We start from the raw sequence: 23566 nt of genomic DNA, 5'->3' as shown, positions 1-23566 counted from the left end.
GCGCAGGGTGTTCGGCCGCCGGTCAGCGGCTGGTGTCGAGGATCACCCGCGACACCAGCGCCGGGTCGTCGTTCATCGGGACATGACCGCAGCCGGGCAGCCGGACCAGGCGCGCCCCGGGGATGACGTGCTTGGCGCGCACGCCCTGGCGGCGCACGAGCAGGCGGTCACGCGTGCCCCACGCGACGGTGACCGGGACGTCAGGGACGTCGTCCGTGAAGAGTACGTCGCGCCCCGCCGCGAGGGTGTCGCGGAATCCGACGGCCTCGCGCATGGCCACCGTCTCGGCGACCGCGGCCCGCGGTGAACGGCGGCCGGGCCGCGCATAGATAGTGCTGGTGAGGACGGTGCGGCCGACCGCGGACCGGGACAGCCGCTCGATCAGGGGAAGTGGCATGGCCCGCGCGGCGGCCCGCATGCCGAGGAGGGCTCCGAAGGCGTAGCGGCGCTCCGCCTCGTTCCAGAAACCGGCGGGAGACAGCGCCGTGACCGAGCGCACCAGCTTGAGCCGGCCCAGATCCAGGGCGAGCAGCCCGCCGAGCGAGTTGCCCGCGACATGCGGACGGTCGAGGCCCAGCTCCCGGCAGAGCCCGTCCAGGACGGGCACCACGCTCGACAGGTCGTAGGGGACGCCGTCGGGAAGGCCCGGCGACTGCCCGAACCCGGGCAGATCCACCGCGATCACCTCGCGCTCGGCCGCCAGGATCGGCAGCACCGGCTCCCACGCCTGCCAGTGGTGACCTATCCCGTGCAGCAGCACAAGCGGCTCGCCCGCGCCCCGCCGCTCGTAGGCGACGGTCACCGTGCGCGTTCCGCCGGGGCTCTCGATGCTGAAGGACGCCTGTGCCGTCATGCCGCTCGCTCCTGTCCCCGCCGCGCCCCGACGGATTCTTAGACTTCCCGTCAGCAACAATTACCGCCCAGTAGCTCCCAGTTCAAGAGCGCGGTGACGTCCAGCTCCGCGCGTGTGACGCGGGCGAGCCCTGATTGGTCTTGACCAAGCCCCCGGCCAGACCTACCCTCGCAGGGTTAGTGCAGGAACCTTTAATAAACAAGGGCGCCAAAAAGCCGCCCGGACACGGCTCTTGCGGAGGATCAGGGTGGGGACCACGCAGTTGCAAGCGGCACCGGAGCCCAAGTACTGGCACCTGAAGACGGTGCTCAGTGAGGCTCTCGACTCCGAGTTCGCGGTCGGGGAGATCCTGCCGAACGAGCGGGACCTCGCGGCCCGCTTCGGCGTCGCCCGCGCCACGCTCCGGCAGGCGCTCGAACAGCTTGAGCTCGAAGGGCGCCTGCAGCGCCGCCGCGGCGTCGGCACCACCGTGGCACCGCCCCGGGTCGGCGTCGCCGTCGCGGCCACCGGACAGGACCGGCCGGGTGCCGGGAGCGACGCGTGGCAGGCCGTCGACTGCGCGCCCGGCGCCGCGCCCGCGCCCGTCGCCGCCCTCCTCGACAGCGCGCCGGGCGCGCAGGTGCACGTGGTGCGCCGCACGCGTGTCTCGCACGGCCAGCCCGTCGCCGCCGAACTGCTCTACGTTCCCGGGAGCTCGGTCCCGGGCCTCGGCGACGCCGAGGCACCCTGCGGCGCATCACGCGCGCGCGCCGTGCTGCGTGAACTGCGGCGGCTCGGCCTCGACGGCGAGGACCGCTCGGTCGAACTCGGCTCGGCCCGCGCCGAGGACGCGAAGGAACTCGACCGGCTCCCCGGTGCCCCGGTCCTCGTGGTGACGACCCGCTACCTGAGCCGGGGAGCCACGGTGGCGGTCTCCGTGGCGACCTACCGCGCGGACACCTGCCGGCTGACCTTCGGGGACACCGGTGGCGTGGAGTTCGACCGGAGCCTGCACGCACAGGCGTCGTGACCCGTGAGCCCCGGGCCGTGACCGCGCGGTCCGGCCGGGTGACGGCCCGGCGTCCGGGCCGTCACCGGCGGGACTTCACGCTGCCTTCCGGCGTGAAGAGCTCTTCCTCTACGTGGTCGAGGGCCAGGCGCAGCGCCCCGGTCGCCACCGCGGAGTCGCCGAGCATCGACAGCACCACGTTCGGCGGCCGCAGGCAGTAACGGTCCAGCTCCCGCCGCAGCGGTTCGAGCACTCCGTCGAGACCGGCCGCCCAGCCGCCAACCACGACCAGCTCGGGATCGAGCGCCAGGACCAGCGCCGCCACGTCGTGCACCAGACGCTGCAGGAACCGTTCGACGGCGGCGCCGGCCCGCGCGTCGCCGTCCCTGGCCAGCGCGAACACCGTCGCCACCGCCTGCTCGTCGAGCGGGTGCAGCGGCTCGTCCGTCGTCGACAAAAGCGTCTCCGGCCGCATCTCACGGCCCAGCAGATGCAGCGCGCCGATCTCACCGGCCGCCCCGCCGAACCCACGGTGCAGCCGCCCGCCGATCAGGGATCCGGCGCCCGGACTCAGGCCCGCCATGACGAAGACCAGATCGTCCGAGTCGGTGCCCGCGCCCTTCCAGTGCTCGGCCAGTGCCGCGGCGTTGGCGTCGTTCTCCACGATCACCGGGCACTTGAACGAGCGGCGCAGCCGGTCGCCCAGCGCAAGACCGGTCCAGCCGGGCAGCGCCGTGCCGAGCCGCACCGTCCCGTCGGCCTCCACGATCCCCGGGCTGCCCACGCCGACCGCGCGCAGCGAGGCCCGGGACACGCCCGCCCGGCGCAGCAGGTCGGCGACGGTGGCCCGCAGCCGCTCGATGCGTTCCTCCGCGGGAGCCGTCTCGTCGACGTCCTTCGAGGCCGAGCCGACCACCCTGCCGTCCAGCGCGGACAGCACGGCGGCCACCCGGTGCGGACCGATCTCCAGACCCAGCAGATGCCCGGCCTCCGCGCGGAAGCGGAACCTTCGGGCGGGCCGCCCCTGGCGCCGCGCGGCCGACTCGTCGGCGGCGGCCTCCACGACCAGTCCGGCCGCGACGAGCCCCTCCACGACACCCTCGACGGTCGGCCGGGACAACCCGGTCACCTGGGTGATCTCGGTGAGAGTCGCGCAGTCCGTGGCACGCAGCGCGTGCAGCACCACCGCGGAATTGATCCGTCTGAGCAGAGAGGGGTCCCCGCCGGTCAACCGCCCCAACGTCCGTCCTCCCAGCTAGCGCGCTTGTGCGGGGATGCTACTCGCCGCCGCCCGGGTCGGCGAGGGCCGGGTGGTCCGTGGCGCCGCCGAGCACTCAGCTCGGCGCGACAAAACCGGACTCGTACGCGGCGATCACCGCCTGCGTGCGATCCCGCGCCCCCAGTTTCGCCAGCACCGCGCTCACATGCGACTTGACGGTCTCGGTGCCGACCACGAGCTCCGCGGCGATCTCCGCGTTCGACAGTCCCCGGGCCATGAGCCGCAGCACCTCGCCCTCGCGCCCGGTCAGCGCCGCACGGTCGAGGGCCGCCCGCGCCGGATCGCTGCCGTACTCGGCGGCCAGCTTCCGCACGGCCGCCGGGAACAGCAGCGACTCGCCCGACGCGACGACCCGAACCGCCTGCACGATCTCGTCGGGGCGTGCCCGCTTCAGCAGGAACCCGTCGGCGCCCGCGCGCAGCGCCCCGTACACGTAGGCGTCGTTCTCGAACGTGGTGATCACGACGATCTTCGGCGGACGGTCGACAGAGCGCAGCACCGCGCGCGTGGCCTCGATCCCGTCGAGCAGCGGCATCCGCACATCCATGGCGACCACGTCCGGCCGCAGCTCGCGCACCATCGGGACGACCGCGGCACCGTCGGCCGCCTCGCCCACCACCGTGATGTCCGCCTGTGCCTCAAGGACCGCCCGCAGGCCCGCGCGGACCAGGGGTTCGTCGTCGACGAGGAGCACGGTGAGCGGCATCCCGGAAGCGTAGATCATGGAACGGGCAGTTCGACGTGGACGTGCCACTCGTCGTCGACCCGTCCGGTGCGGGCCCGCCCGCCCAACAGGGCCGCGCGCTCGCGGACGCCGCGCAGACCGCTGCCCGTTCCGCCGCCGCTGCCTGCCGCGCCGTCCGGAAGGGGATTGCGCACGCTCAGGTCCAGCCGCCCGCTCGCCACCGTCACAGCCACGTCGACGGGCACCGCCCCGCAGTGCCGCAGCACATTGGTGAGAGCCTCCTGGAGGATGCGATAGCCCTCGCGGGAGACCGGGCCCGGCAGCGACTGCACCGGCCCCGACACCGCCATCTCCACCGTCGCCCCCGCCAGGCGGGCCGACTCGGTCAGCCGCGGCGCGTCCTCGAGAGTCGGGCGCCGGTGCGCGGGCCGTTCTTCCTCGCGCAGCACGACCAGGACGCGCTCCAGGTCCTCCAGGGCCGCCCGGCCGGTCTCTTCCACGGCCCTCAGCGCCCGGTCGGTGAACTCGGGGTCGCCCGCCGCCCGCGCCGCACCGGCCTGCACCACCGCCACGGTGAGCGCGTGCCCGATCGAGTCGTGCAGCTCGCGCGCGATGCGGTTGCGCTCCAGGAGCTGCTCGGTGCGCTCCTCCAGAGCGGCGAGGCGCTCGGCGGCCGACGGGCCGAGCAGCACCAGGGCGACGCGCTTGTCCAGCTCACCCGCGCACACCACCCCGTACAACAGCACGAGCAGCAGAACCGGGATCAGCAGGCCGCACACGACGCGACCGCCCGGCACGGAGCGCGGCGAGAGCGGGCCGGCCACCCCCGCCGCGGCGCTGCCCAGCTTCAGGACCAGCGCGATCAGCTCCGCCGAAGCGAGCCAGACGGAGAGCCCCAGCACCAGGCGGAACACGAGCCACCCCGCCGTCCTGACGCGGTCCCGCCACGAGGCCGACGGGGCCACCGACACCCCGGCCTCCTCGCCGCCTCCCGCCGCGCGCGTGCCTGCCCGGGAACAGCATCAGGCGGGCCTGCAGTCCCTCCGCGCGCCGGACCGCCGGCACCATGGCGACCGCCACGAGCAACGGCACCGGAACCGCGTAGACCAGCACCCAGTCCCGCCACGTCGGCGAGACCAGCCCGGGGTAGATGAAAGCGCACACGAACGCGAGCCCCGCCGCGAGCAGCAGATGGAGCCAGCGCGTGTACGTCACGGCACGCACGAGGGGGCGCAGCAGGGCGGGCAGGCGGCGGGACATGCCGTCATCGTGCCAGCAGCCGGGGCGGCCACGACTCCCCCGCGCGGGGGAGCCGCTCTCCACCGGCGCGGGAGGCGCCGCGCCCGGCGCGTTCGCGAGGCTGACCTCATGACCAGCATCGACATCCAGCAACTCACCAAGGAGTACGGCACGAGACGGGCCGTGGACCGGCTGACCTTTCGGGTCGGACCGGGGCGTGTCACCGGCTTCCTCGGCCCCAACGGGGCCGGGAAATCGACCACCCTGCGCCTCGTGCTCGGCCTGGCCCGGCCCTCCTCCGGGACGGCGCTCATCGGCGGGCGTCCGTACGCGGCGCACCCGCGGCCCCTGCACGTGGCGGGCGCGCTCCTCGACCCGCGGGCCGCCCACGGGGCGCGTACGGCACGCGACCACCTGCTGGCCCTGGCCGTCAGCAACGGCATCGCCGTACGCCGCGTGGACGAGGTGCTGGAGCTCGCGGGTGTCGCGACGGTGGCGGACCGCCGCATCAGGACGTTCTCGCTCGGGATGCGGCAGCGGCTCGGCATCGCGGCGGCGCTCCTGGGCGATCCGGACGTCGTCGTCCTCGACGAGCCGTCCAACGGGCTCGACCCCGAAGGCATCGCCTGGATCCGCGAGCTCGTGCGCGACCTGGCGCGCGCGGGCCGCACCGTTCTGGTCTCCAGCCACCTCATGAACGAGACCGCTGCCTTCGCCGACCACCTCGTCGTCCTGGGCCGGGGACGGCTTCTCGCCGACACGCCGATGCGGGAGTTCCTCGACGCGCACAGCACCCGTCGCGTCCGCGTCCGCACCGCCGACCCGGACCGCCTGCACGCCGCACTCGCGCGCGCCGGACACACCGTCGCACGATCCGGCGACGGCCACTGCACCGTCGACGGCGCCGACGCGGCCGAGGTGGGCGCGGTGGCAGCCGCCGCGGGTGTCCCCGTGCTCGAACTGCGCGATGAGCGGGCCTCGTTGGAAGAGGCGTACCTCGCCCTGACCGCCGACGAGACCGAGTTCGCAGCCACCCCCCTCCAGGAGGCATGACCATGTTCGCCGCCCCCGTGCTCCACTCCGAGTGGATCAAGATCAGATCGCTGCGCGGCAGCCTCGGCTCGCTCGTCGCCGTCTTCGCGGTCACCGTCACCGTTACCGTGCTCGTCCGCGCCGCGGCGGGCCACACGGCGACCGACAAGGGCGACGACCCGCTGTTCGGCGCGTTCTACGCCCTCACCTTCGGCCAGGTCGCCGCCCTCGCCTTCGGCGCGACCGCGTTCTCGTGCGAGTTCCGCGACGGCGCGCTCTGTGTCTCGCTCGCCGCGGTGCCCGGCCGCACCCGCTTCTACGTCGCGAAGACGGCGGTCGTCGGAGTCGGCGCGCTCGCCACCGGCCTCGTCACGACGTTCGTGACGTTCCTGGCCGGTCAGGCGTTCATCGGGTCCGACGCGCTCGGCCTCGGCGAACCAGGTGCGCTGCGCGCCTGCGTCGGCGGCGGTGTGTATCTGGCGCTGATGGCGCTGCTCGCCGCGGGTCTGACGGCCGTACTGCGCAGCGCGGTGGCCGTGTTGAGCATCCTCGTCCCGTTTCTCCTGATCGTCTCTTTCGTCGTCGGTGACGTGGCGGGCACGGCCGCGGACCTCATGCCCGACCGGGCCGGCCAACAGGTCCTGCACCAGCACCCGTCGGGCGCGCTCGGCCCCTGGAGCGGGCTCGCCGTGACCGCGGCGTGGACGGCGGCGGCCCTGCTCGCGGGCTGGTGGGCGGTGCGCCGCAGGGACGCCTGACGGGGCGTCGGCGGTCTGTCAGTGGGAGACGGTTTACTGGAGGCCATGAACTGCGCGGACCATCTCGCGACGATCGACCTGCTGTGGGCGAGCCCTTACCCGGCCGACCACGGCGAGTCCGCCGCGGGCCGGGGCGGTCCTGGGTACGTGACGGCGGAGCTGAACTGCCGGGGCGAACAGGTCGGCTCGGACGCCTCGGCCGAGCAGGCGGACGCCGACCGGGACGGTCTCGGCGCCCTGCTCACCGCCCGCTGGGGCGAGCCGTACCGCTTCAGCCTGTGGTCCGTTCAGACCCGCGGTGTCGAGTTCGAAGAGGAGATACCCGAACCGTGGGCCCGGCTCAGCGGCTGCGCCCAGGACGTCCACCTGTGGCGGGCGGGGGAGCGCTGGGTCGCCCTCGCCGTCACGCGGCAGGGCGAGCACGAGCCGTGGCGGCTGCTCGCCGTCGTCACCGACACCGACCCTCCGTAGGGCGAGCGCGCAGTGCGCGACGTCCCGTCACACAAGGCGTGTGCGGAACTCCCGTGCGACCATGGGATCTTGAAGGCGGCGCGTTCCCGCCCGCCACCGCTCCGCCCCTGACCGCCACCCCGCCTCGCCCACCGTAAGAAGGAGACCGCCATGAGCGACGACCGCGCGCAGCAGCCCGACGAGCGCATCGCCGCACACATCGCGCACAACGCCCGCGTGTGGAACTACTGGCTGGGCGGCAAGGACCACTACGAGGTGGACGAACAGGTCGGCGACATGGTCACGTCCATGTATCCGAGCATCAGGGAGGTGGCCCGCGCCGACCGCGCCTTCCTCGGCCGCGCCGTCACGTTCCTCGCCCAGGAGGCCGGCATCCGCCAGTTCCTGGACATCGGCACCGGACTGCCCACGGCGGACAACACGCACGAGGTGGCCCAGCGCATCGCTCCCGACGCCCGCATCGTCTACGTCGACAACGACCCGATCGTCCTCACCCACGCCCGTGCCCTGCTCACCAGCTCCTTTGCCGGTGCCACGCACTATGTCGACGCCGACGCGCACGACCCGCGGGCGATCCTGGAGGCGGCCCGCGGGACGCTCGACCTCGACAAGCCCGTCGCGATCATGCTGCTCGGCATCCTCAACTTCGTGCTCGACACGGAGAAGGCCACCGCCATCGTGCGCTCCCTCGTCGATGGCGTCGCCTCGGGCAGCTATGTCGTGCTCACCCACCCGACCCTGGAGCTGGGCGGCGAGGGCAACGAGGAGGCGATGAAGTTCTGGAACGAGAACGCGACGCCGCCGATCACCGCCCGTACCCGCGCCGAGGTCGCCGCGTTCCTCGACGGCCTGGAGATCCTGGAGCCCGGCCTCGTCTCGTGCGCGCGCTGGCGCACCGAGCGGGGCGAGGAGGGGCCGCTCGTCGCCCAGTTCGGCGTGGTCGCACGCAAGCCGTAACCGGTCAGCCGACCGGCGTCGCCGCTTCCCGCAACCGCCCGAACTCCTCGGCCATCGTCCGCGCCGTCCAGTGCGCGTTGAGACCGCTGGGGCTCGGCAGCGCCCACACCCTGGCGCCGCCCACCGTCCGCTCCTGCGGCCCGATCCGCGCCTTGGGCTCGCCGAACGCCGTCCGGTACGCCGTCACCCCCACCACGGCGAGCCACTCCGGACGCAGCCGCGCCACCTTCTCCTCCAGGATCCGGCCGCCCTGGCGGAACTCCTCGGCGCTGAGTTCGTCGGCGCGCGCCGTGGCCCTCGCGACGACATTGGTGATACCGCACCCGTACGAGAGCAGCTCCTCCTGCTCGTCCGGCCGCAGTCGGCGGGGCGTGAACCCGGACAGGTGGAGCACCGGCCAGAAGCGGTTGCCGGGGCGCGCGAAGTGGTGGCCTGTCACCGCCGTCATCAGGCTGGGATTGATGCCGCAGAACAGGACGCGCAGGCCGCCCGCGACGACGTCCGGCACCGGACGGCCGCGAGCGGCCTCGAGCTCCGCGCGGGGCGGGAGCGTCAGAGGATCGCCCCCGGCGTGTACCCGGCGGCCTCCGGGTGCCGCTTGACGATCTCCTCGATGCGGGAGGCCACCTGCGCGACCTGGCCGGCCGCCGCGCCCGTGAACGACAGCTTGTCCGCCATCAGCGTGTCCAGCGCGGCGCGGTCGAGCGGGATGCGCGCGTCGGCGGCGAGCCTGTCGAGCAGTTCGTTGCGCTCGGCACCCTGCTCGCGCATCGCGAGCGCGCACGCCACCGCGTTCTCCTTGATCGCCTCGTGCGCCTCCTCACGGCCCACGCCCGCCCGCACCGACGCCATGAGAACCTTCGTCGTGGCGAGGAACGGCAGGTAGCGGTCCAGCTCGCGGGCGACGACCGCCGGGAACGCGCCGAATTCGTCCAGGACCGTCAGGAACGTCTCCAGGAGACCGTCGAGGGCGAAGAACGCGTCGGGCAGCGCCACGCGGCGCACCACCGAGCACGACACATCGCCCTCGTTCCACTGGTCGCCCGCCAGTTCACCGGTCATCGACGCGTAACCGCGAAGGATCACCATCAGGCCGTTGACGCGCTCGCAGGAGCGGGTGTTCATCTTGTGGGGCATCGCCGACGAGCCGACCTGGCCCGGCTTGAAACCCTCGGTGACCAGCTCGTGCCCGGCCATCAGACGGATCGTCTTCGCGAGCGAGGAAGGGGCGGCCGCCAGCTGCACGAGGGAGGTGACGACCTCGTAGTCGAGCGAGCGCGGGTAGACCTGGCCGACCGAGGTGAAAGCCTGCGCGAAGCCCAGGTGCCCGGCGATCCGCCGCTCGAGTTCCGCGAGCTTGTCCGCGCCGGTCTCGGCGCCGCCGAGCAGGTCCAGCATGTCCTGGGCCGTGCCGACCGGGCCCTTGATGCCGCGCAGCGGGTAGCGGGCGAGCAGTTCCTCGACCCGGCCGTACGCGACGAGCAGCTCGTCCGCGGCGGTCGCGAACCGCTTGCCGAGGGTGGTGGCCTGTGCGGCGACATTGTGCGAGCGGCCCGCCATGACCAGCTCGCCGTACTCGCCCGCCAGCTTGCCCAGGCGCGCCAGGACGGCCACCGAGCGGTCGCGGACCAGCTCCAGGGAGAGCCGGATCTGCAACTGCTCGACGTTCTCCGTCAGGTCGCGCGAGGTCATGCCCTTGTGGACCTGCTCATGGCCCGCGAGCGCGTTGAACTCCTCGATCCGCGCCTTCACGTCGTGCCGGGTGACCTTCTCGCGCTCCGCGATCGACGCGAGATCCACCTGGTCGAGCACCCGCTCGTAGTCGCTCAGCGCGGCGTCCGGCACCTCGATGCCGAGGTCCTTCTGGGCACGCAGCACGGCGAGCCAGAGCCGGCGCTCCAGCTTCACCTTCTCCTCGGGCGACCAGAGGGTGGCGAGTTCGGCGGAGGCGTAACGTCCGGCGAGAACGTTCGGGATACGGGGCTTTGCAGGCGCAGTCACGTGCACCGAGTCTACCGGGCGTCCCTACAGGCTCCGAACCGTCCACCGGATGTAGGAACCTACAGGTCAGACCCATCAGAACCGGCTCCGCGCGGGCTCACCGGTACGCGTCCGGGGGCGGGCGGAAGGGGGAGCACGGCGCGGGACCAGCGAGCACGGCCGGGCCGTCCCGCGGATCGGCAGGGCCGAGTTCGGCGAACCGAGCCGCATCGCGCGAAACCCCGTAGCGGCTCGCCGCGCGCGCGGGGCGCGACGCCGTGCGTCTCGCTAGGAGTCCGGCACGTCCTGTACGTCCCGCGCGTACGGCGTGAGCTCCGGGCGCTTGGGCGGCAGCCCGTCCCCCGACGAGCGCCCGGTCAGGCGGCGCCCGATCCAGGGGAGCAGATGCTGCCGGGCGAACCGGGCGTCGGCCGTGCGCCGCGCCGCCCAGCCCGGTCGCACGGCCGCGGGCAGCGGCTCTCGCCAGTCCGTCTCGGGCGGGTAGCCGAGCGCCTGCCAGACCGCCTCGGCGACCCGCCGGTGGCCCTCGGCGGTGAGGTGCAGCCGGTCCACGTCCCACAGGCGCTGGTCGCCCAGGACCGACGCCCCGTACAGGTCGACGACGAGCGCGCCGTGCCGCGCCGCGAGGTCGTCGACGCAGGCGAACAACTCCTCCATACGCGGCCGGAACCGTTCCAGCACCGGGCCCTGGCGGCCGGGGCTGCGCATCAGGACCAGCCGGCGGCAGGTCGGGGCGAGCCGTTCGACGGCCTCCGTGAGCAGCCCCGTCACCCGGCCCATGTCGCACTTGGGCCGCAACGTGTCGTTGAGGCCGCCGACCAGCGTCACCACATCGGCGTTCATCGCGGCGGCGGTCGTCGCCTGCTCGTCGACGATCTGCGCGATGAGCTTGCCGCGCACCGCGAGGTTGGCGTACCGGAAGCCGGGGGCGTGGGCCGCCATCCGGGCGGCCAGCAGGTCGGCCCAGCCTCGGTAGGAACCGTCGGGCAGCCGGTCCGACATGCCTTCGGTGAAGGAGTCGCCGACCGCGACGAGGCTGGTGTACGGGGCATCTGAAGGGTCTGTCTCCATGGCGCCAGTGATCGTATCCCGCCCGCCGCACCGCCGTGCGGCGGGCGCCGGTGCCCCAGGCAGAGCCACGCGGGAGCCGCGGCCACCGTCACGCGGGCTGCCCGAACAGCTCCCGCAGCACGTCCTCCATGGTCACGAGCCCGGCCAGCCGCCCGTCCGCCCCCATCACCGCGGCGACATGGGTGCGGCTGCCGCGCATCGCGGTCAGCACGTCGTCCAGCGGCGTCGTCTCGCGCACGCGCGCGATGGACCGCATGTCCGGCACCCGGAAGGGCAGATCGCGCGGCATCGCGTCCAGCGCGTCCTTCACATGCAGGTACCCGACGATGCGGCGCCCCTCGTCCACGACCGGGAAACGGGAGAAGCCCGACTCGGCCGACAGGCGCTCCAATTGCTCCGGGGTGACGCCCACGCGCGCGTACACGACCTTCTCCAGCGGCATCACGACGTCCTTGACCGGGCGGCGGCCCAGCTCCAGCGCGTCGTGCAGCCGCTCCTGCGCGCGGTCGTCGATGAGGCCGGCGTCCGACGAGTCCTTGACCATGCGGGCCAGCTCGTCGTCCGAGAAGGTGGCCGCGACCTCGTTCCTGGTCTCCACCCTGAGCAGTTTCAGGAGGATGCTCGCGAACTCGTTCACCGTGAAGATCACCGGGCGCAGGGCGCGCGCCAGGGCGACCAGCGGGGGGCCGAGCAGCAACGCCGTGCGCACCGGCTCGGCCAGCGCGATGTTCTTGGGCACCATCTCGCCGAGCAGCATGTGCAGATAGGTCGCCACGGTCAGCGCGATCACGAACGAGATCGGGTGGATCAGGCCGTGCGGCATCCCGACGGCGTCGAACACCGGCTCGAGCAGATGCGCGATGGCCGGTTCGGCGACGACACCGAGGACCAGGGTGCACAGCGTGATGCCGAGCTGGGCCGCCGCCATCAGCGCCGACACGTGCTGCAGACCCCACAGGACACTGCGGGCGCTGCGGTTGCCGTCGTCGGCGTGCGGCTCGATCTGGCTGCGGCGCACCGAGATCAGCGCGAACTCGGCGCCCACGAAGAAGGCGTTGACGACGAGCGTCGCCAGACCGATCAACAGCTGGACCGCGGTCATCGGCCACCCTCCTTGATGTCGTCCCCGGCGTCCGTGGCGGCGGGTGCGTGCAGCAGCACCCGCGCGGCCCGGTGGCCGTGGGCGTCCACGACGTCGAGGCGCCAGCCGGCCACCTCGACGCTGTCGCCCTCGTCCGGGATGCGGCCCAGCTCGGTGGCGACGAGACCGGCCAGCGTCTCGTACGGGCCGTCGGGTACGCGCAGGCCGACCCGCGCGAGCCGGTCGGTGCGGGCGGCGCCGTCGGCCGAGTAGAGGGCGCGCCCGGACGCGTCGGTTCCCGCGGGCGCGATGTCGGGCGTCTCGTGCGGGTCGTGCTCGTCGCGCACCTCGCCGACCACCTCCTCGACGATGTCCTCGAGGGTGGCGACACCCGCGGTGCCGCCGTACTCGTCGATGACGACGGCCATGGTGCGGCGGCCGGAGAGCCGGTCGAGCAGCCGCTCCACGGTCAGGGTCTCCGGCACGAACAGCGGCTCGCGCAGCAGCTCGGTCACGCCGGTGCGGCCGCGCTGCTCGTCGGGGACGGCCAGGACGTCCTTGATGTGCACGGTGCCGATGACCGCGTCGAGGCCGCCGCGGTAGACGGGGAAGCGGGACAGGCCGGTGGCGCGGGTCGCGTTGGCGACGTCCTCGCAGGTGGCCTGCGCGTCGAGGGCGACGACCTGGACGCGCGGCGTCATCACGTTCTCCGCGGTGAGGTCGGCGAGGTTGAGGGTCCGTACGAACAGCTCCGCGGTGTCCGCCTCCAGGGCACCCTCCTTGGCGGAGTGGCGGGCGAGCGCCATGAGCTCCTGGGGTCCGCGCGCGGAGGCCAGCTCCTCGGTCGGCTCGATGCCGAGGCGGCGCACGAGCCGGTTCGCGGTGTTGTTGAGGTGGGTGATGAAGGGGCCGAAGGCGCGGCTGAACCAGCGCTGTGGGTTCGCCACCGCCTTGGCCACGGCCAGCGGCGAGGAGATGGCCCAGTTCTTCGGCACCAGTTCACCGACGACCATCAGGAAGACGGTCGACAGGGCGGTGCCGATGACCAGCGCCACGGACGTGGACGCCGAGGACGGTACGCCGACGGCCTCCAGGGGCCCCGCGATGAGCTTGGCGATGGAGGGTTCGGCGAGCATGCCGACGACCAGGTTCGTCACGGTGATGCCGAGCTGTGCGCCGGACAGCTGGAACGTGAGGTTCCGTGCGGCCTTGAGAGCACCGGCGGCGCCGCGCTCGCCCCGCTCGATCGCCGCCTCCAGATCGGCGCGCTCGACGGTGGTGAGCGAGAACTCCGCCGCGACGAACGCGCCGCAGGCCAGGGACAGCAGCACGGCCACGGCCAGCAGAAGCACTTCGGTCATCGGGTCACCTCCGTCCCATGATCGGCCAGGGCCGGGACGGACGCGCGCTCGTGGGGACCGTGCAGGGGCACGCTCGATGTACTGGGGGGCTCGCCCATGGGCGGACGCTCACACCTTTCGGAGTAGTTCAGGGACCCCCATAGTAAAAGAGCAGCAAAGTAAATGGATGGTAAAGCCTCAGGTCTCAGGGCGGTGAAGCGGCTTCACCCACCGGCTCCACTGCGGCTCGGGCGCGTACCCGGCGGCCCGCCACGCGTGCCGGGCCCGCTCGTTGCGGTCCAGCACCATGGCGTCGCCGCGCCGCCCGCCGAGCGCCACGAACCGCTCCTCGGCGGCCGCGAGCAGCGCCGAACCGACGCCCTGCCGCCGGGCGTCCGGGAGCACCGCGAGCCGGTACAGATGGCAGCGCCAGCCGTCGAAGCCCGCTATGACCGTTCCCACGACGAGTCCGTCGCGCTCGGCGAGAAGCAGGGCGTTCGGGTCTCGCGTGACGAGCCGCGCCACCCCGTCGGGGTCGTCGCTGATGCTGGTGCCTTCGGCGGCCTCGTGCCAGAACCGCAGCACGGCGTCGATGTCCGAGAGGGTGGCGCGGCGGATACGCAGATCACTCATACGGCGAGCCAAGCAGAGCACCGGTCCGTCCGGCGAACGGTTTCCCCGTCGGTCCCTGCCCCTGGGCGTCGGCCGCGGTGCCCCCGTCGCCGCCCCGCGAGCCGGGCCGCAGACCGCGGCGCCGCCGCTCAGGGCGCCGTCTCACCTCGTGCGCGCAGCTCCGCGATGACCGGGGCGAACGCCTCGTAGTGCGGTTCCAGGACCGTGAAGTACGTGAATCCGTACCGCTCCCGCCGGGCGATCAGCTGGTCCGCGGCCTCCTCCGCCGTGCCGATCAGCACCAGCGGTGACTCGAGCACGTCCTTCTCCGTGATGCCCGGTACCCGCTCCAGCCAGGGCCGGGCCGCCGCGGCGCGGTCGTCCGTCACCGCCACCAGCTGCAGCAACAGGTTGAGCTCGGCGGGAACGCAACGGTCGGCGGCGAACCGCCGGTACACGGCCACCCGGTCGTCGAGCTCGTCCGCGTCCAGGGGGTCGAGGCGACCCGGGCGGTCGGCGGAGGCGCGGGCGCCCGTGAACGCGGCGATGTCGGCGTGCTCGGCGGCGATCCGCAGCATCCGGTCCCCGTTTCCGCCGATCAGCAGTGGCGGGCGGCCGGACACGTCCTCGGTGCCGAGGATCCGGTCCAACTCCTCGACCGTGCGCCGCAAGTGATCGACCCGGCTGCCGGCCGTGCCCCACTCGACGCCCGCCCGGTCGAACTCGTCGCGCACATATCCCGTGCCCAGTCCCACCTCCAGGCGGTCGCCGGTCAGCGCGGCGGTCGTCGCCACCTCCCGCGCGAGCAGCACCGGGTTCCAGAAGGCGCAGTTCAGTACGAACGTCCCCACCCGCGCCCGCCGCGTCGCCCCGGCGGCCGCGACGAGCGAGGGGAACGGCGACGGCATGCCGAGATGGTCGGGCACCAGGACCACGTCGTAGCCGAGCTCCTCGGCCTCGCGGCATTTGGCACGCCAGGCGTCGCCGGGGGCCGGGGTCAGCATGTTGACGCCGAAGCGGAACGGGCGTGTCATGAACTCTCCTCGTCGGCCGGTCGGTTGACGACCTTCTCATCCTGGACGCTCGTCCCACCGGTGTCTGCGCGCACGGCGGATCCGATCCGGCCCCGCCTTGCCGCTGCTAGCGGATCGGCGCTAGCTTGAGAGCATGGCGAAGACCCAGCTGAACGTGCGGGTGGACGAGGACACCGCCCGCGCGGCCCGTGAGCGCGCGCTCGCCAGCGGCATGAGCGTGAACCGGTACATCGAGGAACTCGTCCGGCGCGACCTGGGCGAGCTGGGCCAGACGTTCGTCGACGCCGCGGCCGACTTCATGAAGCAGTACGAGACCGTGTTCGCCCAGGAGTTCGGGGCGGACCGGGAAGGCCGGCGCCGTCCCGTTGAGTGAACCACCGAACCCGCCGAACCCGCCGAACCCACCCACTCCGCCGAACTCGCCGCACCCGCCCGAGCCACCGCGCGTCCCCGTCGACCTCGCCTGGTTGCTCATGGTCGCCGAACAGAAGACACCCGGTGACCCGCAGGTCACCGACTGGGGCGCCCTGGTCGCCGCCGTCGCCCGGCACGACGCGGAGATATTCGACGTCCCCGTCTACCACACACCGCACGCGCGCGCGGCAGCCCTGCTCCAACTCCTGATCCATGTACCGGCTCTTGAGCGCTCCAACGCGATGTTCGCCTCCGCGGTGGCCTATGCCTACCTCGTCGCCTGCGGCCTGAAGGTCGTCATCTCACCGGAACAGGTCCGCGAGCTGGCGCGCCTGGTGAAGGGCGGTCACGCGAGCATCCACGACATCGAGAAGGAACTGCGCAAGTGGAGCCGGTGACGTCGCTCTCCCCGCATGCCGCACGCCCGCCGTGCGCCGACTACTCGTCCGCCACCGGTCTCCTGGCCGTGCCGAGCACGCAGTACGACACCGGAAGGCGCGGCCCTTTCTCCGGCATCAACAGCTCCCGGTAGGCGCCCAGTTCGAACTCCGCCGCCCGCAGCGCGCCCAACGCGTCCCGCCCCGAGTGGCAGCCGCCGAACAGCCGCGGCCACACCGTGTGGTCGACGCAGGACTGCACCGCCCGCATGCCGCGGCCCGGGGCCCGCACATGCTCGAAGAAGCGGACCTCGCCGCCCGGCCGCAGGACCCGCCGCACCTCCGCGAGGGACCGGGCCACGTCACGCACGCTGCACAGCACGACGCAGAGCACGACCGCGTCGAACGCCTCGCTCTTGACGGGCAGCGCCTCCGCCACGCCGGGCACGACGTCCACCGGCACCTGCGCCCGCTGCGCCGTCTCCCGGGCCCGCAGCCGCAGCACCCGCTCCGGCTCGATGGCCACGACCTCGGAGACCGTGCCCGGATAGTGCGCGAAGTTCAGACCGTTGCCCGCCCCGACCTCCAGGACCCGCCCCGCCACGCCGGCGAGCAGTTCCCTGCGCACGGATGCCATGTACGGCTCGGCGCGCACGCTCTGCGCCGCGTAGAACCGGGCGAACAGGGGATGGTGCACGGCCTCGCGCGACGGCCGCCCCGCCGCGCTCCTGCCGATCTTCCGGGGACGCACCGCCATGGGAGCCTCCTTCTCGGGGCCGACTGCCTGAGTCGATTGTTCACCGAGACCGCCCGGCCGACGACCACCCAGGCGTCAGGTTCCCCGCTCCGGGCCGCCGTGCCGCGATCACGCGAACCCCGGCGCCCGCTCCTGTCGCGCGAACCGCTCCGCGTCCCACACCCCGCCCAGCCGCGGGGCCAGCCACTCACCGGCCGCGGCGCGGAAGGCCCCGGGGGCGAGGCGACCCGCGCCCGCGGGAACCGCGCCGAGCAACGGGGCCTTGGCCACCACGGGCAGGTCCGCGACGTTGCACCGCTCCGCGAGCCCCGGCGCGTCCGGCCAGCTGCCGATCAGCACGCCCGCCTGCCGCAGGCCCCGCGCACGCAGCGCCTCGGCCGTCAGCTGGACGGAATTGAGCGTGCCGAGCCCGGCGGCGGCCACCACCAGGACCGGCGCGTCGAGCAGCAGCGCCACGTCGGCGAGCGTCGCACCGTCGGCGTCGAGGTGCACCAGCAGCCCGCCCGCGCCCTCCACCAGCACGAGGTCGTGCGAGGCCGACAGCTTCCGCGCCGCCTCGGCCACCTCGTCGGGACGCACCGGTACGAGCCCCGCCCTGGCCGCGGCCGTCGCGGGCGCGAGCGGCTCCGGAAAGCGGGCCAGCTCGACCGGGGTCACCCGGTCACCGGCGAGCCGCGCCACCTCGTCGACATCACCGCTCTCCCCGGGCGCGACCCCGGTCTGCGCGGGCTTGAGGACGGCGACCGAGCGCCCCTGCCGTACCGCGGCGGCGGCCACCGCGGCCGTCGTCACCGTCTTGCCGATCTCGGTCCCGGTCCCGGACACGATCAGTACGTCCACCGCGGCTCATCCCTCCCGTGCGGCCGCGCACACCGCGCGCGCGATGCGGGCCAGATCGTCGTCGCCGGTGATGTACGGCGGCATCGTGTACACCATGTCGCGGAACGGCCGCAGCCACACGCCCTCCGCGACCGCGGCCCGCGTCGCCGCGGCCATGTCGATCGGGTGGTCGAGCTGCACGACACCGATCGCGCCGAGCACCCGCACGTCCCGGACGCCAGGCAACGACTTCGCCTCCGAAAGGCCCGTACGCAGCCCCGCCTCGATCCGCTTGACCTCCGCCCGCCAGTCCTGGCCGAGCAGCAGATCGATCGAGGCACACGCGACGGCGGCGGCCAGCGGATTGCCCATGAACGTCGGGCCGTGCGCGAGCACCGGCACCTCGCCGCGTGAGATCCCCTCGGCCACGCGGGACGTGCACAGGGTCGCCGCCGACGTCAGATAGCCGCCGGTCAGCGCCTTGCCCACGCACATCACATCGGGCGTCACCGCCGCGTGGTCGGCCGCGAACAGCGCACCCGTACGGCCGAAGCCCGTGGCGATCTCGTCGAACACCAGCAGCACGTCGTGCGCGTCGCACGCCTCCCGCAGCACCCTCAGATACGTGGGGGAGTGAAAACGCATCCCGCCGGCGCCCTGCACCACCGGTTCCACGATCACCGCGGCCACCTCGTGGGCGTGCCGCTCGATCAGGTCGCTCAGGTGCCGTGCGTACTCCTCCTCGTACGAGGACGGCGGCGCGTCCGCGAAGACCTGCCGGGGCAGCGCGCCCGACCACAGCTCGTGCATCCCGCCCTCGGGGTCGCACACGGCCATCGGATGCCAGGTGTCGCCGTGGTAGCCGCCGCGCCAGGTCAGCATCCGCCGCTTCTCGGGGCGGCCGAGCGAGCGCCAGTACTGCAGGCACATCTTCAGGGCCACCTCGACCGACACCGAACCGGAGTCGGCGAGGAAGACGTGCTCAAGGCCGTCCGGCGACATGTCGACAAGGCGCCGCGTGAGTTCGACGGCGGGCTCGTGCGTGAGCCCGCCGAACATCACATGGCTCATCCGGTCGAGCTGGCCGCGCGCCGCCTCGTTCAGCGCCGGGTGGTTGTAGCCATGGATCGCCGACCACCACGACGACATGCCGTCCACGAGCTCTCCGTGCCCGGCCACCCGCAGACGCACCCCGGCCGCCGACTCGACGAGCAGCGGCTCCCGCCGGCCGGGCATGGGGCCGTACGGGTGCCAGACGTGCTGCCGGTCGAGCGCGAGCAACTCCTCGACGCGCGCGTCCGGCATGTGGTGCGTGTCAGGCATTGGGCGCCAGGTCCGTCCCCGCGCCCCGGCGGCGCACGGCGACGAGATCGGTACGGGCCTCGGCACCCTCCGCGACTTGCGCCGCCTCGCCGCTCTCGTGAGACCCGCACACCCCGCCCGGGCCACAGCCGTCGGTGGCACCGGAACCGCAGCCCGCGCCGCCGCCCCGGTGCCCGGGCAGGGTCACCTGGTCGGTGCCCTCGACCTCGAAGCCGGCGTCCGCGATCATCTCCAGGTCGGCCTTGCCCGCCTGGCCCTCACTGGTCAGGTAGTCGCCCAGGAAGATCGAGTTGGCGATGTGCAGGGCCAGCGGCTGCATCGAGCGCAGATGCACCTCGCGGCCGCCCGCGATCCGCACCTCCACGTCCGGGCAGACGAACCGGACCATCGCCAGAATGCGCAGGCAGCGCTGCGGGGTGAGGTTCCACTCCTTGGCCAGGGGGGTGCCCTCGAACGGGATGAGGAAGTTCACCGGCACCGAGTCCGGGTCGAGCTCTCGCAGCCCGAAGACCACGTCGACCAGGTCCTCGTCGCTCTCGCCCATGCCCGCGATCAGGCCGGAGCACGCCGAGAGTCCCGCCGCGTGCGCCTTGTGCACGGTGTCGACACGGTCGGCGTAGGTGTGCGTCGTGGTGATGTCGCCGTACGTGGCCTCGGACGTGTTCAGGTTGTGGTTGTACGCGTCGGCGCCCGCCTCGCGCAGCCGCTCCGCCTGTCCGTCGGAGAGCAGGCCGAGGCACGCGCACACCTCGACGTCCTCGTTGTCGGCCTTGATCGCGTCGATGGTCTTCGCGACCCGGTCCACGTCCTTGTCGGTCGGACCGCGTCCGCTCGCCACCAGGCAGACCCGCTTGGCACCGCCCGCCACACCGGCGGCCGCGGCCTCGGACGCCTGCTCGGGCCTGAGCCACGTGTACTTGAGGATCTCCGCCTTCGAGCCGAGCCGCTGGGAGCAGTACGAGCAGTCCTCCGGGCACAGCCCCGACTTGAGGTTCACCAGATAGTTGAGCTTCACCCGCCGCCCGAACCACTGACGGCGCACCTTGCCGGCCGCCGCCACCACGTCGAGCAGGTCGTCGTCCGACGTCGCCAGGACGGCGAGCGCCTCTTCACGGCTCGGCAGCTCGCGCCGCAGCCCCTTGTCCACCAGCGTGTTCAGCAGGTCCATGGGGTCTGATCCTGTCCTATCGACGGGCTCCCGCGAAAGGAGACTTCGTACAAAGGACGGGCAACGACGTGTGGGTATCGCCACATCCTGACCTGGTAGCGAGGCGGATAAGGTCTGTGCATTACCTACAAACAGCCCCCGTCAAACAGTCCGGCCGGAGGAGACATGCCCGCAGAGAGCACCGCGTTCTCGTGGATCGACGGGCAGCGCCGCGCCCGGGAGTGCGCCGGTCTGGTCCGCACCCTGCGGCCGCGCCCCGCCGAGTCCGCGCTGCTCGACCTCGCGGGCAACGACTACCTGGGGCTCACCCGCCACCCGGAGGTCGTCGCGGGGGCCGCCGAGGCGGCCCGGCGCTGGGGCGGCGGCGCCACCGGTTCCCGGCTCGTGACCGGCACCACCGAGCTGCACACCCGGCTCGAGCAAGAGCTCGCCGAGTTCTGCGGCACCGAGTCCGCGCTCGTCCTGTCGTCCGGGTACGCGGCCAACCTGGCCGCCGTCACCGCGCTCGCCCCGCACGGCTCGCTCATCGTCTCCGACGCGGCGAACCACGCCTCCTTGATCGACGGCTGCCGCCTCGCCCGGGGCACCACGCTGGTCGCGCCGCACGCCGACCCGGAATCCGTACGCAAGGCGCTCGACACGCACGAGGGCCCGGCGGTCGTCGTCTCCGACACGGTCTTCTCCGTCGACGGCGACCGGGCGCCCCTGGCCGAACTGGCCGCCGCCTGCCGCGCGTCGGGAGCGGGCCTGCTCGTCGACGACGCGCACGGCCTCGGAGTGCTCGGCGACGGTGGACGCGGCGCCGTGCACGCGGCCGGCCTCGCGGGCGCGCCCGACGTCGTCGCCACGGTCACGCTCTCCAAGTCCCTGGGCAGCCAGGGCGGCGCCGTGCTCGGTCCGGCCCCGGTCATCGAGCACCTGGTCAACGCGGCCCGTACGTTCATCTTCGACACCGGCCTGGCCCCGGCCGCCGCCGGGGCCGCGCTGGCCGCGCTGCGCGTCCTGCGCCGCGAGCCGGAACGCGCCGCCCGCGCGCGCGAGGTCGCCGCCGCGCTGCATCACCTCCTCACCGACGAGGGCCTGTCGGCGGTACGGCCGGACGCCGCGGTCGTCTCCGTCCGTGCCCCCTCGCCCGAACAGGCCGTGCGCTGGGCCGCCGACTGCCGGGCGGCCGGGCTCTTCGTGGGGTGTTTCCGGCCGCCGTCCGTGCCCGACGGCGTCTCGCGGCTGCGCCTCACCGCCCGCGCCGACCTGGGCGAGCGTGAACTCGCCGAGGCCGTACGGGTGATCGTGCGGACCGCGCCCGACGGGGCGTTCACCGCAGGGCGCTGACGAAGCCCTCCCACGCGCGCGGGCCGAACAGCAGGGCCGGCCCTCCGGCGTTCTTGGAGTCGCGCACGGCCATCAGACCGACCGCGTCCCCTTCGGCCCCCGTGGCCACGGGGGCCGTCTCGACACAGTTGTTGGCTCCGGTGCTGCGGCTGCTGCGCCGCCAGCGCCGGGCGCCGAGCGAGGCGCTGCACGTGACGGTGCCCGCGCCGGGTACGGGGGGAGTGGAGGTGGGGGAGGGGGAGAGGGACGACGGGGACGGAATGTGCCGAGGCAGTGCGGTCATGGTGCCTCCTCACGCGGTGCCGGCACGCGACGGGGCGTCGGCGTCCTCGTCGAACCGGCGACCTGAGCGATGAATTCCAGCGAGTCCTCGGGTGACAGTGCGTGGAGCACGAGTGTGTCGAAGGCGTCGGTGTACGCCTTGAGGTCTTCTTTCCGCTCGAGATAGAGGCTACTCGTCAAATGGTCGAGAACAACCACATCCAGATCGCTTGTGTTCGGAAAGGAAAACACCACGAAAGGGCCGGTGAGTCCGATGTGTCCCCCGGCCGTGAACGGCAGGACCTGAATCCGCACATGAGGCATGCGGGCCGCCTCGACCAGGTGCGCCAACTGCCGCCGCAGCACGCCGTCCCCGCCCACCTCGCGCCGTAGCACCGCCTCGTCGAGCACCGCGCTCAGCCGCAGCGGCGGCCGTGCCCGCAGCACGTCCTGACGCGCGAGCCGCACCTCCACCAGCGCCTCGATGTGCCGCTCCGGCGTCCCGGCGAGCACCGAACGCGTGACCGCGCGCGCGTACTCGGGCGTCTGCAGCAGCCCCGGCACCACGCCGGTCTCCAGGGTCCGGATCCGGCACGCCTGCGACTCCAGGCTGATGAAGTCGCGGTACGACGGGGGAAGGAGTCCCCGGTACGCGTGCCACCAGTGCCGGCCGCCCGTGTCCTCGCCGCCGGCCAACGCCACGACCAGCTCACGCAGTTCCGGATCGGTCGCGCCGAACGCGTCGAGCAGCAGCAGTACGTCCGTCGGCTTCACGCCGCTGCGCCCGGTCTCGATCCGGCTCACCTTCGACTGGTGCCAGCCGACGAGACGCGCGGCCTCGCCGCTGGTGAGCCCGGCCTGCACACGCAGCGCGCGCAGCTCGGCGCCGAGCTTGCGGCGGCGTACCGCGGGACCGTACTTCATGGCGACTCCTCGGGCTCCTCGGGCCACGGTAGGGGAACCGGCGTGCGCCCACCCAAATACGGTCTACCGTCGCAGAGTTCACCGCTTCGAGCGACAGATATATGCATATCTTGAGGGTTCGCCACCAGGCGGCACGGCCACGTGGCAGTGTGGCGCGCAGCAGCAGCCGGGGTCGCGGGACAGTGATCCGCACGAGTCGGACGATCGACCCCGTCGGGAAAGGGACGACGTCGCCATGGCAGATCACCAGGAAGCATCCGTCACGCTGCCGAGCGACCCGGCCTCGGTCCCCGCCGCACGCAAGTACGTCGCCGAGGTGCTGGCCGAGTGGGGCATGCCGTGCGACGCGGAGGCCGCGGACACGGTCCGCCTGATCGTCTCCGAACTGGCCACCAACGCGGTGCAGCACACCCTCGGCCAGTCGCCCACCTTCACCGTCGACCTGGAGCTCGAACGCGACGAGCGGCTGCGCATCGGCGTCACCGACAGCCACCCGCGTCATCCGAAGCGGCTTCCCGCGGCCGTCCAGCAGGACAACGGCCGCGGGATGGTGATCATCCGCTGCCTGACGGCCGAGTGCGGCGGCCGCCTCTCGGTGGCCCCGACCCCGGAGGGCGGCAAGACGGTCTGGATCGTCCTGCCGTGGGCCGTGGCGAGCGCCGACGGGAGCAACGGCGGCCCCGTCTCGGCCCGCTGACGGCCTCGGCGGCCTCGGCGGGTCTGACGGCCCCGGTGGCCCTGACGGGCCTGACGGCCCCGGTGGCCCCGGTGGCCCCGGCGGCCTCGGCGG

25 protein-coding genes and 1 pseudogene are annotated in these 23566 nt (G+C 73.1%); 9 read left to right on the top strand and 17 right to left on the bottom strand.

All coding sequences use genetic code 11. From position 1 onward, the window contains the following. Positions 1-22: 22 nt before the first annotated feature. Entirely contained in the window at positions 23-853 is an 831-nt protein-coding gene (locus tag OFY01_RS26720; protein ID WP_266604083.1) for an alpha/beta fold hydrolase, read from the bottom strand. Between the two features lie 247 nt (positions 854-1100). On the opposite strand from OFY01_RS26720, the gene OFY01_RS26715 reads away from it, so the two are divergent. Further along, positions 1101-1862, top strand: coding sequence for a GntR family transcriptional regulator (locus OFY01_RS26715; RefSeq protein WP_266604081.1), 762 nt, complete (start codon positions 1101-1103; stop codon positions 1860-1862). A gap of 61 nt (positions 1863-1923) precedes the next feature. On the opposite strand, the gene OFY01_RS26710 is transcribed toward OFY01_RS26715, so the two are convergent. The 3 genes and pseudogenes from OFY01_RS26710 to OFY01_RS26700 all read right to left on the bottom strand — a co-directional run bounded on the left by OFY01_RS26710 (position 1924) and on the right by OFY01_RS26700 (position 5053). Then, complete coding sequence (locus tag OFY01_RS26710; protein ID WP_266604079.1) at positions 1924-3081, bottom strand: ROK family transcriptional regulator; 1158 nt, start codon at positions 3079-3081, stop codon at positions 1924-1926. 94 nt (positions 3082-3175) lie between these two features. Beyond that, positions 3176-3826, bottom strand: coding sequence for a response regulator transcription factor (locus OFY01_RS26705; protein WP_266604077.1), 651 nt, complete (start codon positions 3824-3826; stop codon positions 3176-3178). Between the two features lie 14 nt (positions 3827-3840). Then, positions 3841-5053 (bottom strand): annotated as a pseudogene (locus OFY01_RS26700) (sensor histidine kinase). A gap of 120 nt (positions 5054-5173) precedes the next feature. Here OFY01_RS26700 and OFY01_RS26695 point away from each other — a divergent pair. The 4 genes from OFY01_RS26695 (at position 5174) to OFY01_RS26680 (ending at position 8262) form a co-directional block, all read left to right on the top strand. Then, complete coding sequence (locus tag OFY01_RS26695) at positions 5174-6097, top strand: ABC transporter ATP-binding protein (protein ID WP_266604075.1); 924 nt, start codon at positions 5174-5176, stop codon at positions 6095-6097. After that, the gene (locus OFY01_RS26690; protein ID WP_266604073.1) at positions 6094-6834 is read left to right on the top strand and encodes an ABC transporter permease; all 741 of its coding nucleotides are present in this window, start codon (positions 6094-6096) and stop codon (positions 6832-6834) included. The genes OFY01_RS26695 and OFY01_RS26690 overlap by 4 nt, the downstream gene beginning before the upstream one ends. 45 nt (positions 6835-6879) lie before the next feature. Beyond that, positions 6880-7305, top strand: coding sequence for a hypothetical protein (locus tag OFY01_RS26685; protein ID WP_266604072.1), 426 nt, complete (start codon positions 6880-6882; stop codon positions 7303-7305). A gap of 150 nt (positions 7306-7455) precedes the next feature. Continuing rightward, positions 7456-8262, top strand: a complete 807-nt coding sequence (locus OFY01_RS26680) for an SAM-dependent methyltransferase (RefSeq protein ID WP_266604070.1) — start codon at positions 7456-7458, stop codon at positions 8260-8262. A 4-nt stretch (positions 8263-8266) separates the two neighbouring features. On the opposite strand, the gene mug is transcribed toward OFY01_RS26680, so the two are convergent. The 7 genes from mug to OFY01_RS26645 form a co-directional block, all read right to left on the bottom strand. Then, on the bottom strand, positions 8267-8770 hold the full coding sequence (mug, locus tag OFY01_RS26675) for a G/U mismatch-specific DNA glycosylase (protein WP_266604068.1): 504 nt from the start codon (positions 8768-8770) through the stop codon (positions 8267-8269). Positions 8771-8814: 44 nt separating this feature from the next. Further along, entirely contained in the window at positions 8815-10263 is a 1449-nt protein-coding gene (purB, locus tag OFY01_RS26670) for an adenylosuccinate lyase (RefSeq protein ID WP_266604066.1), read from the bottom strand. Between the two features lie 267 nt (positions 10264-10530). Beyond that, positions 10531-11334 carry an SGNH/GDSL hydrolase family protein gene (locus tag OFY01_RS26665; RefSeq protein WP_266604065.1) on the bottom strand — a complete coding sequence of 268 codons (804 nt, stop codon included), beginning with the start codon at positions 11332-11334 and terminating at the stop codon, positions 10531-10533. An 88-nt stretch (positions 11335-11422) separates the two neighbouring features. Beyond that, the gene (locus OFY01_RS26660; protein WP_266604064.1) at positions 11423-12436 is read right to left on the bottom strand and encodes a hemolysin family protein; all 1014 of its coding nucleotides are present in this window, start codon (positions 12434-12436) and stop codon (positions 11423-11425) included. Next, complete coding sequence (locus tag OFY01_RS26655) at positions 12433-13776, bottom strand: hemolysin family protein (RefSeq protein ID WP_266604062.1); 1344 nt, start codon at positions 13774-13776, stop codon at positions 12433-12435. The genes OFY01_RS26660 and OFY01_RS26655 overlap by 4 nt, the downstream gene beginning before the upstream one ends. A 177-nt stretch (positions 13777-13953) precedes the next feature. Beyond that, entirely contained in the window at positions 13954-14388 is a 435-nt protein-coding gene (locus OFY01_RS26650; protein ID WP_266604060.1) for a GNAT family N-acetyltransferase, read from the bottom strand. 128 nt (positions 14389-14516) lie between these two features. Then, on the bottom strand, positions 14517-15401 hold the full coding sequence (locus tag OFY01_RS26645; protein ID WP_266604058.1) for an LLM class F420-dependent oxidoreductase: 885 nt from the start codon (positions 15399-15401) through the stop codon (positions 14517-14519). A 133-nt stretch (positions 15402-15534) separates the two neighbouring features. Between OFY01_RS26645 and OFY01_RS26640 the strand changes: the two genes are divergently transcribed. Both OFY01_RS26640 and OFY01_RS26635 read left to right on the top strand, forming a co-directional pair. Next, positions 15535-15774, top strand: coding sequence for a toxin-antitoxin system HicB family antitoxin (locus OFY01_RS26640; RefSeq protein ID WP_266604057.1), 240 nt, complete (start codon positions 15535-15537; stop codon positions 15772-15774). Between the two features lie 100 nt (positions 15775-15874). Then, positions 15875-16213, top strand: a complete 339-nt coding sequence (locus tag OFY01_RS26635; RefSeq protein ID WP_266604103.1) for a fic family toxin-antitoxin system, toxin component — start codon at positions 15875-15877, stop codon at positions 16211-16213. Between the two features lie 40 nt (positions 16214-16253). Here the strand turns inward: OFY01_RS26635 and OFY01_RS26630 are convergent, their stop codons facing one another. From OFY01_RS26630 to bioB, 4 genes are all read right to left on the bottom strand, one after another. After that, the gene (locus OFY01_RS26630) at positions 16254-16949 is read right to left on the bottom strand and encodes a class I SAM-dependent methyltransferase (RefSeq protein WP_266604055.1); all 696 of its coding nucleotides are present in this window, start codon (positions 16947-16949) and stop codon (positions 16254-16256) included. 108 nt (positions 16950-17057) lie between these two features. Then, positions 17058-17789 carry a dethiobiotin synthase gene (bioD, locus tag OFY01_RS26625; protein ID WP_266604053.1) on the bottom strand — a complete coding sequence of 244 codons (732 nt, stop codon included), beginning with the start codon at positions 17787-17789 and terminating at the stop codon, positions 17058-17060. Positions 17790-17795: 6 nt separating this feature from the next. Then, positions 17796-19073 (bottom strand): adenosylmethionine--8-amino-7-oxononanoate transaminase, encoded by a 1278-nt coding sequence (locus OFY01_RS26620; RefSeq protein ID WP_266604101.1) that lies wholly within the window; start codon positions 19071-19073, stop codon positions 17796-17798. A 10-nt stretch (positions 19074-19083) separates the two neighbouring features. After that, positions 19084-20259 carry a biotin synthase BioB gene (gene bioB, locus OFY01_RS26615; RefSeq protein ID WP_266604051.1) on the bottom strand — a complete coding sequence of 392 codons (1176 nt, stop codon included), beginning with the start codon at positions 20257-20259 and terminating at the stop codon, positions 19084-19086. A gap of 165 nt (positions 20260-20424) precedes the next feature. Between bioB and OFY01_RS26610 the strand changes: the two genes are divergently transcribed. Then, positions 20425-21591, top strand: coding sequence for an 8-amino-7-oxononanoate synthase (locus OFY01_RS26610; RefSeq protein WP_266604050.1), 1167 nt, complete (start codon positions 20425-20427; stop codon positions 21589-21591). Here the strand turns inward: OFY01_RS26610 and OFY01_RS26605 are convergent. Next, the gene (locus tag OFY01_RS26605; RefSeq protein WP_266604048.1) at positions 21575-21874 is read right to left on the bottom strand and encodes a DUF397 domain-containing protein; all 300 of its coding nucleotides are present in this window, start codon (positions 21872-21874) and stop codon (positions 21575-21577) included. The two genes, OFY01_RS26610 and OFY01_RS26605, sit on opposite strands and share 17 nt — an antisense overlap. Beyond that, the gene (locus OFY01_RS26600; protein WP_266604046.1) at positions 21871-22776 is read right to left on the bottom strand and encodes a helix-turn-helix domain-containing protein; all 906 of its coding nucleotides are present in this window, start codon (positions 22774-22776) and stop codon (positions 21871-21873) included. The genes OFY01_RS26605 and OFY01_RS26600 overlap by 4 nt, the downstream gene beginning before the upstream one ends. 235 nt (positions 22777-23011) lie before the next feature. On the opposite strand from OFY01_RS26600, the gene OFY01_RS26595 reads away from it, so the two are divergent. After that, entirely contained in the window at positions 23012-23473 is a 462-nt protein-coding gene (locus tag OFY01_RS26595; protein WP_266604044.1) for an ATP-binding protein, read from the top strand. Positions 23474-23566 lie beyond the last annotated feature (93 nt).

Source organism: Streptomyces beihaiensis, from assembly GCF_026274175.1.
Classification (GTDB): Bacteria; Actinomycetota; Actinomycetes; order Streptomycetales; family Streptomycetaceae; genus Streptomyces; species Streptomyces beihaiensis.
The sequence above is the reverse complement of the archived record's forward strand: the minus strand, read 5'-3'. Positions and strand labels throughout refer to the sequence as shown.